We start from the raw sequence: 15,814 nt of genomic DNA, 5'->3' as shown, positions 1-15,814 counted from the left end.
CTCATGCGGCCGTCACTTCGACGCCCACGCGGCAAAGCGCTGCTCGAGCTCGTCGCCGTGATCGGTCCAGAACGTGATGTTCTGCAGTACCGCGTTCTTGCCGTTCGCCGGCGAATTCGGCAGGTTCGCAAGCGTCTTCGCGTCGAGCGCCTTGATCGCGGCGACGTTCGCGGGGCCGTACGAGATGTGCTGCGCATAGGCCTGCTGCGGCTTAGGCGAGAGCGTGTACGCGATGTACTGCTCGGCGAGCGCCTTGTTCGGCGAGCCTTTGGGAATCGCCCAGTAGTCCAGATCGTAGATGCTGCCGCTCCAGACGACCTTGAGGTTCTTCCCTTCCTTTTGCGCGGCGCCGATCCGGCCGTTGTACGCGGTCGACATCACCACATCGCCCGCGACGAGAAACTGCGGCGGCTGCGCGCCCGCCTCCCACCACTGGATGTTCGGCTTCAGCTCGTCGAGCTTCTTGAACGCGCGGTCCTGGCCCGCCTTCGTCGCGAGCGCCTTGTAGACGTCCTTCGGCGCGACGCCGTCCGCCATCAGCGCGAACTCGAGGTTGTAGCGCGCGCCCTTGCGCATCCCGCGCTTGCCCGGGAATTTCTTCACGTCCCAGAAATCGGCCCAGCCGGCGGGCGCGCTCTTCAGCTTGTCCGCGTTGTACGCAAGCGCCGTCGACCAGACGAAGAAACCGACGCCGCACGTTTGCGGCGATTCGGGAATCAGATCGGACTGCTTTGCGATCTTCGTCCAGTCGAGCTTCTCGTACAGCCCTTCGTCGCAGCCGCGATTCAGATCGCCCGATTCGACCTCGACGACGTCCCAGTTCACGTGCTTCGCCTCGACCATCGCCTTCACCTTCGCCTGCTCGCCGTTGTACTCGACGGCCGTGACCTTGTTGCCGGTCGCCCTCTCGAACGGCTGGTTGAACGCGGCCTTCTGCGCGTCGCCGTTCGCGCCGCCGAAGTTGACGACGGTCAGCTCGGCCGCGCCCGCCGCCGTGCAGAACGCGGCGAGCGACAGCAGCGCGACCGCGCGGCGCGGCGTGGAGAACGTGTGGTCCATGATGTTTCCTCTCGTGACAGGTGATGAAGCGTGGTTGTTGTGCGAAACGCGATGCGTGGCGCGCGGCCTCGCGATCATGCGAAAACCCGCAGATGCTCGGGCCGGAACTCGAGCGAGATCGGCGCGCCCGGCGTGAACGCGTCGAGCGCACCCGTGCCGAGCGGCACCTTGACGAAGCATTCGTCCTGCCCCGGCAGCGCGCAGCGCATCCGCACGTGGTCGCCGAAGTAGATGAGACTGCGCGCTTCGCCGGACAGCGCGTTTGCCGCACCGTTCGCCGCACCGTGCGCCGCGCGGCCGTCGCCCGGCGCGACGCTCATCCGCTCGGGGCGGATGCACGCGACGCCCGCCGCGCCCGCTTGCGCGCTGCCTGCGTTCAGGCCGACGAGACGCGTGCCGTCGTCGAGCCGGAATTCGCAGAACTCGCCGTTCACGCTCGCGACGGTGCCGCGCAGCCGGTTACTGTCGCCGATGAAATTCGCGACGAATTCGTTGCACGGCGATTCATAGAGCCGATCGACGGTGTCGAGCTGCTGCACGACGCCCTTGTCGAACACCGCGACGCGATCGGACATCGTCAGCGCCTCGCCCTGATCGTGCGTCACGTAGACGAAGGTCAGCCCGAGCTTTTCGTGCAGCGCCTTCAGTTCGTACTGCATGTGTTCGCGCAGTTGCTTGTCGAGCGCGCCGAGCGGTTCGTCCATCAGCACGAGCTTCGGCTCGAACACGAGCGCGCGCGCGAGCGCGATCCGCTGCTGCTGGCCGCCCGACAGCTGCGCCGGATAGCGCTTCGCGAAGCGCTCCATCCGCACCATCTCGAGCGCGGCGGCGACGCGCGTCTTGCGCTCGGCGGCGGGCATCCGGCGCACGCTCAGCGGATAGTCGACGTTCTGCGCGACGGTCAGATGAGGAAAGAGCGCGTAATTCTGGAACACCATGCCGATGTGGCGCTTATGCGGCGGCACGTGGTTCAGCAGCTCGCCGTCGAGGCGAATCTCGCCGCCCGTCGGGAATTCGAAACCCGCGAGCATCATCAGGCACGTGGTCTTGCCCGAGCCGGACGGCCCGAGCAGCGTCAGGAATTCGCCGCGCCGGATGTCCAGATCGAGCGATTTGACGACGAGCGTTTCGCCGTCGTAGGTCTTGCGCACGCCGCGAAAGCTGACGATCGCATCATCGGTCTTCATCGTCCCGTCCCCTTTTCGTCCTGGCTCGATATTTCGAGATGCGATTCACTATACGGCGCACACGGTCCTACAATAGGGAACCATTTCAATATTTTCGGTAGAACCACTTTGGACACCGTGATCCTCTCCGACTGGCTCGCCGCGCGGCTCGAGCGGCACTCGGCCGAGCCGATGTACCGGCAACTGCTGCGCTTGATGCAGCAGGCGATCCTGTCGGGGGAGCTCACGCCCGGCACCAAGCTGCCGAGCTCGCGCACGCTCGCGACCGATCTCGCGATCGCGCGCAATACCGTGCTGCACGTGTACGACCAGTTGACGACCGAAGGCTACGTGCTGACGACGACGGGCAGCGGCACCTACGTCGCCGATACGCGCCCCGACGCCGCGGCGATGCGCGCACAAGCCGGCGCGCACACGCACGCGTCGGACGAGTCGCTCGCCGCGCGGCAGCGCGCGCACGGCGCGCTGTCGACGCGCGGCGCGCAGCTCATCGAGCACGCGGGCGTGTCGCGCCGCCAGTGGGGGGCGTTCATGCCGGGCGTGCCTGACGTGTCGGAGTTTCCGGCGCGCACGTGGAGCCGCTTGCAGGCGCGGCTGTGGAAGGAAGCGAATCCCGAGCTGCTCACCTACGCGCCGGGCGGCGGCTACCGGCCGCTGCGCCGGGCGCTGTCGGACTATCTGCGCGTCGCGCGCTCAGTCAAATGCTCGCCCGACCAGATCATCATCACGACCGGAATTCATCAGTCGATCGACCTGTCGGTGCGGCTCCTCGCGGACGTCGGCGATCGCGCGTGGGTCGAGGAGCCATGCTACTGGGGCGTGCGCAGCGTGCTGCAAGCGGCGGGCCTCGTGCTCGCGCCCGTGCCCGTCGATCACGAAGGGCTCGCGCCGCGCGCGCAGGATCTGAAGCATCCGCCGCGGCTCGCGCTCGTCACGCCGTCGCATCAATATCCGCTCGGCATGGTGATGAGCCTCGCACGGCGGCGGATGCTGCTCGAATATGCACGGCAGCATCAATGCTGGATCATCGAGGACGATTACGACAGCGAGTTCCGCTACGGCAGCCGGCCGCTCGCGTCGCTGCAGGGGCTCGACGACGCGGGCCGCGTGATCTACGTCGGCAGCCTCGGCAAGATGCTGTTCCCGAGCCTGCGGCTCGGCTACATGGTGGTGCCCGAGCATCTCGTCGAAACGTTCAGGACGGGGCTGTCCGAGCTGTATCGCGAAGGACAGCTGATGCAACAGGCGGTGCTCGCCGAGTTCATCATGGACGGCTATCTGACGTCGCACGTGCGCCGGATGCGCGCGCTGTACGGCGAGCGCCGGCAGTTGCTGATCGATGCGATCCGCGCGCGCTTCGGCGACGCGCTGCCGGTAATGGGCGACGAAGCGGGCCTGCACCTCGTGATCGGACTGCCGAACGGCTGCGACGATCGTGCGATCACGCAAACCGCGTTCGACGCGGGCGTGATCGTGCGTCCGCTCACCACGTATTACAACCATGCGCAGACGGCGCGCGAGGGCTTGCTGCTCGGCTATGCGTGCGTGCCGAACGAGCGTATCGCGCCTGCGTTCGATACGCTCGCGCAAACAATCGAAGTGCATCTGGATCGAAGCGGGAAGCGGCGTGTCGCGTGATGTGCGTGATGTGCGTGATGTGCGTGATGTGCGTGATGTGCGTGATGTGCGTGATGTGCGTGATACGCGTGATGCGCGGCAGACGCGGCATAACCGGGCACGCGCGCGCCCCGCTCTCGAACGAGGGATGCGCACACGCACGCGCGCATGCCGCATGCGCGCATGCCCGACGCGCTATTGCGTCTGCGTCGCCGCGCCGCCGCGATCGAGCGACGCCGCGCGCAGCGCCTCGCCCGGCTCCGTGAAATAGCGCTGCCGCAGCTGCGCGACCTGCGCGTCGCGATCCTGCGGCGCCAGATTCTGCGCATCGATCTGCGCGCGCTGCGCCGCATACTCGTCGTACTTCGCACGCCACGCGTCATTCGCCTGCTGCATCTTCGCGACGCGATCCGCGGCTTGCGCGCCGAGCGATTGCGCGAGCTGCGCGCGCATTTCGTCGGGCGACGCCCCCGACTTCTGCAGTTGCGCGATCTGCGCGATCGCATCCTTCTGCTGCTTTTCACGCGCGAGCTCGGTGCGTTGATCGAGCGGCAACTGCTGCTCGAGCGCCGCGAGGCGCGCGGCCTTCTGCGCATCCGTCAGCGACGCGTCCTGCATGATCCTCAACCGCGCGAGATCGTAGCGCTGCCGCTGCTGCTCGGCGCCGAAGAACGGCGCGCTCCAGTCGCCGAGCGTGCGGCTCGCGATCGACGCGCGCTGATCGAGCGCGAGCTGCATCGTCGCGAGATCGAACTTGTTGCCGGGCGCGCCGCCGTCCGGCAGCTTCGCGAGCTCGGCGAGATATGCGCGATAGCGTTTCCACACGTCGAGCGCCTCGCCCTGCGCGACCGTGCCGTCGAGCTGCGCGGCGATCTCGCGCGAGACGAGCGCATCGAGCGCCTGCGGGCTCAGCTCGTTCTGCGCGCTCAGGCAGTAATCGAAGAAGTCGCGCACCGCGCGCACTTTTGCGAGATGGCCTTGCGCATCGAGCGGCAAATGCGGCGCGGACGAGCCCGCCAGCGACTTCGGCAGCGCGTTCGCGCCGGAACCCGCATCGGCGCCCGCCGCCGCGACGGCGGGCGCCGATGCGGCGGCGGCGGGCGCGACGCCGGCCGCGCCGGCATCGTGCTTCGCCGGCGCGCCGACGACGTACCAAACCGCGCCGGCCGCAACGACGCCGGCCGCCCCATAGAGCGCGACGCGTCGCGCGATGCCGCCTTCACCCTTCATCGATCACACACCCTGCGTCTTCAGCCGGTTCGCATGCGTGCGGATCACCGCAACCGGGTCTTCCGCATACGCGCCGCGCACGCCGAGCAGCTGATTGATCTCGTCGAGGTGATTCCACTTGTAGCTCGTGCTGAGCACCTGGCCGTACAGCGAGCTGCAACGCGACACGAGTCCGTCGTTCGCGCCGGAACCGCGATTGATCATCACCGTGCCGGAGCCGAGCATCGCGAGCGTCGACGGATCGAGCGCATTCGCCGGATCGACGACCGGAATCGTGCTCGTATCGGTCGCGCCCGTCACGCCGAGAATCGACACCGTCGGCTGAATCGCCGTGCCGCCCCACGAATACAGCAGATGCGTGTTGCCGCCGACCGTCTCGGTCGGCGCGCCCGTCTGGCACGAGCCCGGCGCGCCGAGCCCCGCGCTCGGATAGTTCTGGTTGTAGGTTGCGGTCTGCGCCGTCGTGAGCGTCTTCAGCGCGGCGAGCGCGTTCTGGTTCGTGTTGTTGTTGCTGCTCGTCAGGATGCCGAACACATTGACGAACGCGGCGATCACCGACGACGACAGGCCCGTCGGATCGTAAGCCAGCACGGTCTGCACGAAGTCGGCGAACTCCGAGCCTCGATGCGGCGTGCCGATCGTCGTCACCGACGCGACGAGCTGCGGCGCGACCGCAGCAACGTAGCGCGAGGTGAGCCCGCCCTGGCTGTGGCCGATCAGGTTCACCTTCGACGCGCCCGTCGCGGCGAGCACCTGCTGCACGTACGCGAGCAGTTGCTCGCCGCGGCCGTTCGGCCCGTCGTCGCTCTGGAAGCCGGACAGGTTCGCGACGTAGACGGTCGCGCCGTGCGCCTGCAGATCTTCCTGGATGCCGTACCAATATTCGAGAACGTTCGCGTATTTGTCGGTGCCGGTCAGGCCGTGCACGAGGATGATCGGGTATTTGGTCGCCGCGTAGGTGTCCACGGCTGTCGTCGCCGCCGCGGCGGATTGCATGCCTGCAAGCGAGAGGAAGATTCCGATGCTCGCGGCGGGCGCCGCGCTCATCGCGAATGCAACGGCTGCCGCTACTGCTTTGGATCGCATCGATCTGGCCATGTACGTCTCCTGTTGTTTGAATCGTATCGGATGGGGATATCGCTTCTGTTCGCATGACTACGTTTCGCACCGCGCGAAGACGCAGCCCGCACGCCGACACAGTTGCACGGCCCAACGATGCTGCCTAGGGCTCGATGACGATCTTTGACGATTTAAACGAACGCCCCCCCTGCGTCGGCTAACGGAGTGAAGCATGCCTAACGAAAATTTTCCGTCGGTTAGACGCGGCTCTCTAATCGATTGACGCTAGCGGCGATGCGAAGCGGGTAGACCGCCCGCATCGCGGATGCTGCACCGCGATGCGGGGGAAAGGAAGGGACCGGCGAAAGCTTAGAGCTTGGTGCTCAAGCGGACCCAGGCGGTGCGGCCGGGCTCCGTGACGGGCATGTTCGCCGGGTAGCCGAAGCCGGCGTTGCCCGCGAGGTTCAGGTGCTCCGCATAAGCCTTGTCGAGCACGTTGTCGATGCCGACGGAGATCTGCACCGCCTTGCTCACGTTGTACTGCGCGTGCAGCGACAGCACGCCGAAACCGGCGCTCGGGCCGAAGTCCTTGCCGACGACGTTGCCCTCGTTCAGGGCATAGCGATGTTGCGGCGCAACGACTCGCCACAACCCGCCCGCCGACCACGGCCCGCGCGAGTATTCGACGCCCAAGCGCGCTTCGAGCGGCGGCATCTGCGGCAGCGGCGCGCCGCTTTGCACGTTGCGTCCCCACGCATACGCGAGCGACGCATCGAAGCGCCACGGCGCGAGCGGTCGCCACGAAGCGCCGACTTCGCCGCCCATGATCTGCGCGTTGACGTTCGTCGCCTGGGTCGTCTGCCCCATCGGGCCCGTCGCGTAGTCGAACAGGATGAAATCCTGCACGTAGCCCGCATACGCGGACACCCACGCGTCCAGCTTGTCGCTCTTGTACTGCGCGCCGACGTCGAGCTGCGTCGTCTTCTCGGGCTCGATCGCCGAGAACGCGTTGACCGATCCGGCTGGCCCGCGCTTCGCCGAGAACAGTTCCCAATAATCAGGAAAGCGTTCCGTGTGACCGATTCCCGCGTACCACGTGACGGGCAGCGACGCGAGATCGCGCTCGTAGCGCACGAAGCCGCTCGGCAGCACGCGCGAGCGCAGATCGTCGAACGTCGGGTTGCGCATGCTCATCATCATGCCGCTGATCATCGCGCGCTTGTCGCGCGCAGCCGCGTAATCGATTCGCGCGCCGCCGATCACGCGCGACGCATCGCTCGCATACCAGGTCAGCTCGCCGAACGCGCCCGCGTTCCACATGTTCGCCTGCGGATTCCACGGCATGTCGCCGTAGTTCTGCATTCCCATCGCCGAGCGCGAATCGAGGCGGTTCGACTGCGCGTCGACGCCTGTCACGAGCTTGAACGCGTCGGTGAAGCGCAGCGTCGCCGCGACGCGCGCGCCGAGCGTGCGGCGACGCACTTCGGACGCCATGCGCATCGGCATGCTGCTCGTCGGATCGGGCATGCGCAGCGTGTAGTTGTCCATCACGTGATCGGCTTCGTTGTAGAAGACCTGCGCCTCGATCCGGTCGAGCACGTCGCCGATGTGCTTCTTGTCGAACTTCAAGCCGAACGTCTCGCGCCGGAAGTGCGCGCCGTCCATCCCACGGCCCGCGTAGCGCGCGTAGCCGTCGCCCGTGCCCGCCATCAACTCGAGCCGCGTGTTGTCGTCGGGCGTCCAGCCGAGCGCCGCGTCGGCATTCCATTTGTCCCACTGCGACGGCACCGTGCGGCCGTTGCCGTCCTCGTAATCCTGCGAATGCGCGTGGTTCGCGCTCACGCGGCCGTAGAAGTCCGGCGTGCCGGCCGTCACGTCGACGTTCTGGTCGTTGCGCCCGAACGAGCCGCCCACGACGCTGCCCTCGAAGCGCATGCCCGGCGTCTTGAAGCGCGGCGTCACGCGCTCGAACAGTACCGTGCCGGCGGACGCGCCCGGTCCGTACAAGACGGTCTGCGGCCCCTTGACGACCGTCACCTTGTCATAGCTCTCGGGCGCGATGTACGACGTCGGCGCGTCCATCCGGCCTGGGCACGCGCCGAGCGTCGGCATGCCGTTCGCGACGATGTTCAGGCGCGAGCCGAACATCCCGCGCAGCACCGGATCGCCGTTCGTGCCGCCGCTGCGGATCGACGCGAAGCCGGGAATCGTCTTCAGATAATCGGCGCCGTCGCTCGCGGGCAGCGGCTGGCGCGGCGTTTTCGGATCGGTGACGACGACGAGCGGCGTCGATTCGGGCGCCGCGACGACCTCGATCGTCGGCAGCACGGGCGCGTCCGCCGGCGTGCTGGTCGGCGTATTGCTCGTCGTGCTGCTCGTCGCGCCGGCCGCATCGTGCCGGTGTCCCGGCCCGGCCGTCTGCGCGACGGCCGGCGCGAGGTGGAAGGCGCCCGCCGCGAGCGCGGGGACGGTCAGGCTGATCGCGCGCCGCCGGCGGCGCGCACGGTCTCCACGCGCGGCGTGCGCGTGACACAAGAACTTGGATGTCATGAATCGAAACTCGAAAGACGCCCCTTCCGCGCGATCGTCGGATCGAACGGATGCGGGGACGGCATGAACGGAAATGAAATCAGGCGTTCAGGCGTCTTTCGGCGGGGCGCGCGGATAGGCGCGCGTGTAGCGCTCGAGCGAAGGCTCGACTGCGCGAGAGAAGACGGCCGGCGCGACGGCCGCCACGTGCGCGGAGAAGACGGAGGGCGCGGCCACGCCGATCGCCGGGCCGTGCGCGAAGAATGCGCAATATCCGCAGGCGTCGAGATGCAGCGCATGGTGCGCGCCGCCGTGCGCTGCATCGCCCGGCGCGACGCCCGCTTCGACCGCCCGAGCGTGGTGCTCGTCGCCGCAGATCACGGCATCGGAACGCGCGGCGAGCCGCGCGTTCGCCTGCGAGACGAGCGGCGCGACGATCGCCAACCAGATCGCAAGCATGCCCAGCCAGGCAGTCAGTTTGCGGAATCGGTTGGACATGGCGCGGTGTTGCGTAAAGGGAATGTAAAGCCGCCCGAATGTTACAGAATGTTTGCGGGCTTGGATAGCGCGAAACGGTCGCGGTCGCGGTCTCCGCCGCAGGCGCAGGCGCCGTCGCCGTCGCAGGTGCAGGTGCAGGTGCAGTCGCGGGTGCGGGTGCGGGTGCGGGTGCGGGTGCGGGTGCGGGTGCGGGTGCGGGTGCGGGTGCGGGTGCGGGGCTGCAGCGGCTGCGGGGCTGCAGCGGCTGCGGCTGCAGCTGCGCGCCAGCCGCGCACGCGCATCGTTGCATCCGCAACGATGCGCGCCGTGAAGACCAAGCGCGTCAGAACGTCATTCTGCGCAGCGTCTCGTCGCGCTTCACGAAGTGATGCCAGAGCGCGGCGAGCGCGTGCAGGCCGATCACGTAATAGAACACGTTGCCGATCAATTCGTGCGCTTCCTTGATCGCCGGGCGCAGGCCCGGATTCGGGCTGAACAGCGTGAACGACCAGTCGATCCATGCGAGCGTCACGGGCTTGCCGCCGAAGTTCAGCGTCATGATGCCGAGAAGCGGCTGCGCCACGATGAACACGTACAGCGCGAGATGCGCGAGCTTCGCGAGCAGCGCGAGCCACGCCGGCTGCGGCAATTCGTCCGGCGCGCGGCTCGCGAAGCGCCAGACGATCCGCAGCGCCGCAAACGCCAGCACGAGCGCGCCGGCAAGGTAATGGACGTTCGACCAGAACACCCGGCTGTCGGTGCCCTTCGGCCCGCGCACCTCGATCGCGAGATACGCGAGCGCGACGAGCAGGAAGATCGCCCAATGGAAGAAGACGGCGGGACGGTTGTAGCGCGCCTGGCCGGCAAGGATGCGATTCATGATTCGTCTCGTTCGTATTGAGGGGGACCACTGCATCGCGCGCCGTATCGCGCGCGACGTCATCGGATTGTAATGACGCGCGATGCGTGGGCCATGCGGCTGAATCAAGTTTCCGCGCGATCGCGGGCCGAGGATCGCCGCTCGCATGACGCTCAGGCTCGGGTAGAGCCGCATGTCGGCGTAGCGATGCTTGAACTATTCTCGATTCAATATTCGAGCGGTCGGGCACGGTTGTGCCACGACGCCCGCGTCATCGCAACACGCAAGGCCCCATCATGCAGAAAGCCGCTTTTGTCTCAGCCTACAGGCTCGCTGGCTGCGGGCTGATCCTTTCCGCGACGTGCCATAGCATCGCACTCAGATGGAACGCGCCGACCTTTCGGCTCGACAATTTCCTTAGCTACTTCACCCAACTCAGCAGCCTGTACACGGCCATCGTGCTGCTCGCGGGCCTGTGGCTCGCGGCGAAGCCGCCGTCACGACGATACGAGTCCGCGCGCGGCGCCGTCGTGCTCTACATGGCGATCACGGGCATCGTCTACGAGTTGCTGCTTGCGCATCTGGACGCGGTGCATCACGCGACGCCTTATTACACGAACTGGATCTTGCATCGGATCATACCGGTCGCGGTGTTTCTCGACTGGCTGTACGTCGCGCCGCGCGTGCGGATCGACTGGTCGCAGCTCGCGCGCTGGCTTGCGTTTCCGGTCGCGTATCTCGGCTATACGCTCGTGCGCGGCGCGCTCATCGACTGGTATCCGTATCCGTTCGTCGATCCGCGCACGCACGGCTATATGATGGTCGCCGCGTACAGCGGCGCGATCGCGGCGGGCAGCCTCGGATTCGCCGCGCTGATCGTGCTGCTCGGCAACCGTGCCGGCTCGCTCGCGCCGCAGACGGAGCACGCCTGACGACGTTGCCGCGCATTCGCGCGCCGCGGATCGCCGGCCCGACGCGGCAGCGCCGCGAAGCAGGCCGCGCTCCGCTCGGCTAGCGGCGCGCGCGGCCGTTCAGTAGCCGTTACGTGGCAGCAGCCCGAGCGGATCGACGGCCTTGCCGTTGCGCCGCACTTCGAACTCGAACGTCGAGCGGCCGCTCGCGTCGGTCGACATCTCCGCAACCGGCTCGCCCGCGCTCACCGCGTCGCCCTCGCTGACGAGCAGCTTCTCGTTGTGCCCGTACGCGGTGATGAGCCCGTTCTCGTGCTTCAGGATCACGAGCGGACCATAGGCGGCAACGCCCGATCCTGCATACACGACGCGCCCGGGCGCGGCGGCGCGCACCGTGCGGTCGCCGCCCGTCGCCGTGATTACGATTCCGTGGTTCTTGCCGGCGCCGAACGGCGCTGTCACGGTGCCGTGCGCGGGCCACGCGAGCGCCGGCGCAGCCGCTTCCGGCTGCGCGGCGGCGGGCGGCGGCGCAAGCGTCGTCGTGCTCGGCGGCGGCGCGACGCGCAGCACCTGGCCGGGCGCCAACATGTCGGTCGGCGCCAGGTGGTTCCAGCTCGCGATATCCAGCGTGCGCTGCCCGAACGCGGACGCGATGCTCGCGAGCGTATCGCCCGAATTCACACGGTAATAGCCGGCCAGCACGCCGGACGATGCGCGTGGCGCCGGCTGCTGCGGCACGTGCGTCGGTTGCCACGAATCGGTCCACGGCGTCACCGTGCAACCGCCGACGAGTGCCGCGCCCGCCGCGACGAACATCGCGCGCACCGTCCAGCCCACGTCGGGCCGTTCGACGAACAGAATTCTTCTCAAGCGTACCTCCATCAATTCACTTCACTGCGGCCACGCGCCCCACCGTTCCGACCTTCGCGCGCGATCGGCCAAATCGCATCGGGCCGCGCCGCGCAAGCCGCCCCGAGTCCGACCAGGCCATATCGAGCCCGGCCGGGCAGGCCAGGCCGCGTCACGCCGAACTGCGTCCGGCCACACCGCGTCATGCCGAGCCGCGTCCTGCGAACCGGGCCGCAACCGACCGCATGGGCCGACATGCATCGGGACGAACCGCGCCCGGCCGCGCTGCGCTCGACCGGGCCAGCGCACCGCGAATCGCGACCTGGCCATCCCGATCGGACCTCAAACGCTGCCTTCGGTTTCGACGACGAGAATCCGCGCCTCGCCGATCGGGCACGCGACGTGTTCCGTCCCCGTCGACGCGAAGAAAATGTCGCCCGCGTCGAGAACGGCCACCTGCTCGCCGCCGGCGTCGCGATAGCGCATCTCGACCTGGCCGTCGAGCACGACGAACACCTCCTCGCCGTCGTTCACGTGCCATTTGTACGGCTGATCCGCCCAATGCAGGCGGGTCGTGATGCCGCGCATGTTGGCGATGTCGACGGCGCCCCACGCGCGCGGCGCGGTGAAACTCTTGCTGCGGATGATCTTCATGGGCAGGTCCGTGGGCGTCGCCGCGGCCGGTGCGACAATTGCACGGCCCAGCCGGACGGATAGTAACTCGCCCGACCTGCCCGATGTAAATTGCCCGGGGTCGGCCGGTCGGCCAACCCTGTCCGGCAAGCAGCGCTTGCGCGCCGCGAGGAGCGGCGTCGCGCCAACAACTGCCGGCCCGTCGGCCGCCCGGATCGGGTCGGGCCGCGTATGCCGTATATGAATGCCCTGGCCTTTGGGCCGCGCCGAAACAGCAACCGACGCCGGCCGGCGCGCCGCCGCGCATTTTCCCGCCCCAAAAGACTCAGCCCGCGCGCTCCATCGAATGGAACGCGCGGGCTGAGTGGACTGCCATGCGCCGGCCTGGATTCGCCGCGCCCGCGTTCAACCGCGGCGCGCGACGGACGACCGTGCCGCTCAACGGCCCTTGTAGACCGGTGCGCCGTCGGCGATGCGCTTGACCTTGTTCGGCGCGCCGGCTTCGGCGGCGGCCGCCGGCTGGGCACCGTAACCGCTCGTGTCGGCTTGCGCGGCAACATTTTGTTGGCCGTGGATCTTGGCTTCCGCAGCCTGGATTTCCTCGGGGTAATTCACGCGGTCGGCGGCCGGGTTGTAACCCGCTTGCTCGAGCTGGATCAGCTCGGCCTTGACTTGCGCGCGAGTCACCGGCCCGTTCGATTGCTGAGCGAACGAAACGGCGGGAACGGCGAGAGCGGCGGCAACTGCGACGGTAGCGATAAGCGATTTCATGATCAAACCTCCGTGACTTTTTTTGCTTCGCCGCAAGCACCATGCGAGCAGCGATTAATCACAGTCTAGTCACGGACACACTTAGGGAAAACCATGGATCAACGAAAACACTGTTTCGCGAGAGACAACAATCACCGCCTCACTCTAGAGAAGCCCTACTAATAACAGTGGCGAGTGCAACAATTACCGATCCCAGGTGTCATTCGGCCCAGTTCGCGTGGAAGCTACCCGGCTTGTCGGTGCGCTCGAACGTGTGCGCGCCGAAGAAATCGCGCTGCGCCTGCACCAGGTTCGCCGGCAGGCGCGCCGACCGATAGCTGTCGAAGTACGCAACCGCCGACGCGAACGCCGGCACGGGCACGCCCGCCTTCACCGCGGCGATCACGACGTCGCGCAGCGCGGACTGGTAGTTCGCGGCGATGTCCTGGAAGTACGGATCGAGCAGCAGATTCGCGAGCGCGGCGTTCTTCGCGTATGCGTCCGTGATCTTCTGCAGGAAGCGCGCGCGGATGATGCAGCCCGCCCGGAAGATCTTCGCGATCGCGCCGAGATCGAGATTCCAGCCGTATTCCTTCGACGCCGTGTCGAGCTGCGCGAAGCCTTGCGCGTACGAGATCACCTTCGACAGATACAGCGCGCGGCGCACCGATTCGACGAACGCGGCGCGATCGCCTTCGAGCGGCGCGGGCGCCGGCCCCGTCAGCACTTCGCTCGCGGCGACGCGCTGATCCTTCAGCGACGACAGCACACGCGCGAACACCGATTCGGTGATGAGCGGCAGCGGCACGCCGAGGTCGAGCGCGTTCTGGCTCGTCCACTTGCCCGTGCCCTTCTGCGCGGCGCGGTCGAGAATCACGTCGACGAGGTGCTTGCCGGTCTCGTCGTCCTTCTTGCCGAAGATCTTCGCAGTGATCTCGATCAGGTAGCTGTCGAGCTCGCCCTGATTCCATTCGGTGTAGACCGCGCCGAGCTCGTCGTTGGTCAAGCCCGCGACCTGCTTGAGCACCGCGTAGCTCTCCGCGATCAGCTGCATGTCGCCGTATTCGATGCCGTTGTGGACCATCTTCACATAGTGGCCCGCGCCGTCCGGCCCCATGTACGCGACGCACGGCTCGCCGTCGGCGGGCGCCTTCGCGGCGATTTGCTTGAGAATCGGCTCGACGAGATCGTACGCGTCGCGCTGGCCGCCCGGCATGATCGACGGGCCGCGCAGCGCGCCCTCCTCGCCGCCCGACACGCCCGTGCCGATGAAGTGCAGGCCCGCCTGCGCAAGCTCCTGGTTGCGGCGGATCGTGTCGGTGAAGTGCGTGTTGCCGCCGTCGATCAGCACGTCGCCCTTGTCGAGCAGCGGCTTGAGCGCCGCGATCGTTGCATCGGTCGCTTCGCCCGCCTTCACCATCAGGAGGATGCGGCGCGGCGTCTCGAGCGACGCGACGAACTCCTCGAGCGTGTGGGTCGGCACGAGCTTGCGATCGGGAAATTCGGCGATCAGTTCGTCGGTCTTCTCGCGGCTGCGGTTGTAGACCGACACCGCATAGCCACGGCTTTCGATATTCAAGGCCAAATTGCGCCCCATCACCGCGAGACCGACCACACCGATTGCTTGTTTACCCATTGTTCAATTCTCCGGAAAAAACAGGGCGCGACCCACCGGGGCCGCGCGCATAGGCGCAAGGATAAGGGAAACCGCGCGAGTGCGCCCGGGAACGGGAGGCGTTCGGAGACGATTCGGCGGCGATCGATCACCCGCGCGGCGGCGGCTAAAGGACCGTTCGACTGTGGCTCGACGGCGGTTCGACGCGGGTTACGCGCGTCGATCCAGCGTGAAACGACGCCGCGTCGGCGGCATTGCGGCGTCGCTTCGGGGTGCTTCCGAGTATGTGCGTGAACGGATCGCGTTGCGCCCGCGACGACCGAAGGGCCACGCCGCTACGCTCGCGTCGCGCTCGCGCGCTCGACCCTCGCGCGAGCGCCGCGATGCCGCACCCGCGCATCACGAGCCTGAATCACGCGCCTGCGTGCGCTTGCGGAACACGACACTCAGATTGTTCGCCGGCATCTCCACGATCTCGTCGAGCGCGAGGCCCGCCGCCCGCCCGAGCTCGACCACCGCCTCCAGATCGCGCACGCCCCACGCCGGATGGCGGCCGCGCAGTTGCGCATCGAACCGCGCGTTCGATTCGGCCGTGTGCGCGCCGCCCCGGCGATACGGCCCGTACAGATACAGCACGCCGCCGTCGGGCAGCAGGCGCGCCGCGCCGTCGAAAAGCGCGCACGCGGCCGCCCACGACGCGATGTGGATCATGTTGATGCAGACGATCGCATCGGCGGCGGCGAGCGGCCACGGCTCGGCGCATACGTCGAGCGCGAGCGGCGCGCGCAGGTTCGGCAGCGCGGCATCGGCCGCCCACGCGTCAATCGACGCGCGCGCGGCGGCTTCGGTGTCGGTCGGCTGCCAGACGAGGTCGGGCAACGCGGCCGCGAAATGCACCGCGTGCTGGCCGGTGCCGCTCGCGATCTCGAGCACGGTGCCGCGCGCGGGCAGCACGCGCTTGAGCACGTCGAGAATCGGCTCGCGATTGCGTTCGGCGGCGGGCGCCCATTGGCGCGAAGCGGAATCGATCGGCATGACG

Annotated in this window: 14 protein-coding genes and 1 pseudogene; 3 read left to right on the top strand and 12 right to left on the bottom strand. The window is 67.7% G+C overall.

Annotated features, from left to right (window positions below):
- Positions 1-12: 12 nt before the first annotated feature.
- Both X946_RS01910 and X946_RS01905 read right to left on the bottom strand, forming a co-directional pair.
- Positions 13-1,059: an ABC transporter substrate-binding protein gene (locus tag X946_RS01910; protein ID WP_038743476.1), complete on the bottom strand. Its 1,047-nt coding sequence runs from the start codon at positions 1,057-1,059 to the stop codon at positions 13-15.
- A gap of 74 nt (positions 1,060-1,133) precedes the next feature.
- A complete protein-coding gene (locus X946_RS01905) occupies positions 1,134-2,246 on the bottom strand; it encodes an ABC transporter ATP-binding protein (RefSeq protein ID WP_038743474.1) in 1,113 nt (370 codons plus the stop codon).
- Between the two features lie 108 nt (positions 2,247-2,354).
- Here X946_RS01905 and pdxR point away from each other — a divergent pair, with 108 nt between their 5' ends.
- Positions 2,355-3,884 carry a MocR-like pyridoxine biosynthesis transcription factor PdxR gene (gene pdxR, locus X946_RS01900; protein ID WP_038743473.1) on the top strand — a complete coding sequence of 510 codons (1,530 nt, stop codon included), beginning with the start codon at positions 2,355-2,357 and terminating at the stop codon, positions 3,882-3,884.
- Positions 3,885-4,058: 174 nt separating this feature from the next.
- On the opposite strand, the gene X946_RS01895 is transcribed toward pdxR, so the two are convergent.
- The 5 genes from X946_RS01895 to X946_RS01875 form a co-directional block, all read right to left on the bottom strand.
- Positions 4,059-5,093: a lipase secretion chaperone gene (locus tag X946_RS01895; protein WP_038743470.1), complete on the bottom strand. Its 1,035-nt coding sequence runs from the start codon at positions 5,091-5,093 to the stop codon at positions 4,059-4,061.
- Positions 5,094-5,096: 3 nt separating this feature from the next.
- Complete coding sequence (locus tag X946_RS01890) at positions 5,097-6,191, bottom strand: esterase/lipase family protein (protein ID WP_038743468.1); 1,095 nt, start codon at positions 6,189-6,191, stop codon at positions 5,097-5,099.
- A gap of 330 nt (positions 6,192-6,521) precedes the next feature.
- Positions 6,522-8,702 carry a TonB-dependent copper receptor gene (locus tag X946_RS01885; protein ID WP_038743466.1) on the bottom strand — a complete coding sequence of 727 codons (2,181 nt, stop codon included), beginning with the start codon at positions 8,700-8,702 and terminating at the stop codon, positions 6,522-6,524.
- An 87-nt stretch (positions 8,703-8,789) separates the two neighbouring features.
- On the bottom strand, positions 8,790-9,179 hold the full coding sequence (locus tag X946_RS01880; RefSeq protein ID WP_038743464.1) for a DUF2946 domain-containing protein: 390 nt from the start codon (positions 9,177-9,179) through the stop codon (positions 8,790-8,792).
- A gap of 322 nt (positions 9,180-9,501) precedes the next feature.
- Complete coding sequence (locus X946_RS01875; protein WP_038743462.1) at positions 9,502-10,038, bottom strand: cytochrome b; 537 nt, start codon at positions 10,036-10,038, stop codon at positions 9,502-9,504.
- A 275-nt stretch (positions 10,039-10,313) separates the two neighbouring features.
- On the opposite strand from X946_RS01875, the gene X946_RS01870 reads away from it, so the two are divergent.
- Positions 10,314-10,949: a Pr6Pr family membrane protein gene (locus X946_RS01870; RefSeq protein ID WP_038743460.1), complete on the top strand. Its 636-nt coding sequence runs from the start codon at positions 10,314-10,316 to the stop codon at positions 10,947-10,949.
- A gap of 99 nt (positions 10,950-11,048) precedes the next feature.
- On the opposite strand, the gene X946_RS01865 is transcribed toward X946_RS01870, so the two are convergent.
- The 4 genes from X946_RS01865 to gndA form a co-directional block, all read right to left on the bottom strand.
- Positions 11,049-11,798, bottom strand: a complete 750-nt coding sequence (locus X946_RS01865; protein WP_198170050.1) for a peptidoglycan DD-metalloendopeptidase family protein — start codon at positions 11,796-11,798, stop codon at positions 11,049-11,051.
- 321 nt (positions 11,799-12,119) lie between these two features.
- A complete protein-coding gene (locus tag X946_RS01860) occupies positions 12,120-12,431 on the bottom strand; it encodes a cupin domain-containing protein (protein WP_038743457.1) in 312 nt (103 codons plus the stop codon).
- 417 nt (positions 12,432-12,848) lie between these two features.
- A complete protein-coding gene (locus X946_RS01855; protein ID WP_038743454.1) occupies positions 12,849-13,181 on the bottom strand; it encodes a DUF4148 domain-containing protein in 333 nt (110 codons plus the stop codon).
- A 199-nt stretch (positions 13,182-13,380) separates the two neighbouring features.
- The gene (gndA, locus tag X946_RS01850; RefSeq protein WP_038743453.1) at positions 13,381-14,796 is read right to left on the bottom strand and encodes an NADP-dependent phosphogluconate dehydrogenase; all 1,416 of its coding nucleotides are present in this window, start codon (positions 14,794-14,796) and stop codon (positions 13,381-13,383) included.
- On the opposite strand from gndA, the pseudogene X946_RS29810 reads away from it, so the two are divergent.
- A pseudogene (locus X946_RS29810) lies at positions 14,785-14,919 on the top strand (6-phosphogluconate dehydrogenase); the annotation flags it as partial. The gene gndA and the pseudogene X946_RS29810 sit on opposite strands and share 12 nt — an antisense overlap.
- A 255-nt stretch (positions 14,920-15,174) precedes the next feature.
- On the opposite strand, the gene X946_RS01845 reads toward X946_RS29810, so the two are convergent.
- Positions 15,175-15,810 (bottom strand): DUF938 domain-containing protein, encoded by a 636-nt coding sequence (locus X946_RS01845; protein ID WP_038743451.1) that lies wholly within the window; start codon positions 15,808-15,810, stop codon positions 15,175-15,177.
- Between the last annotated feature and the right edge of the window lie 4 nt (positions 15,811-15,814).

Source organism: Burkholderia sp. ABCPW 111, assembly GCF_000773065.1.
GTDB classification, from domain to species: Bacteria; Pseudomonadota; Gammaproteobacteria; order Burkholderiales; family Burkholderiaceae; genus Burkholderia; species Burkholderia savannae.
The sequence above is the reverse complement of the archived record's forward strand: the minus strand, read 5'-3'. Positions and strand labels throughout refer to the sequence as shown.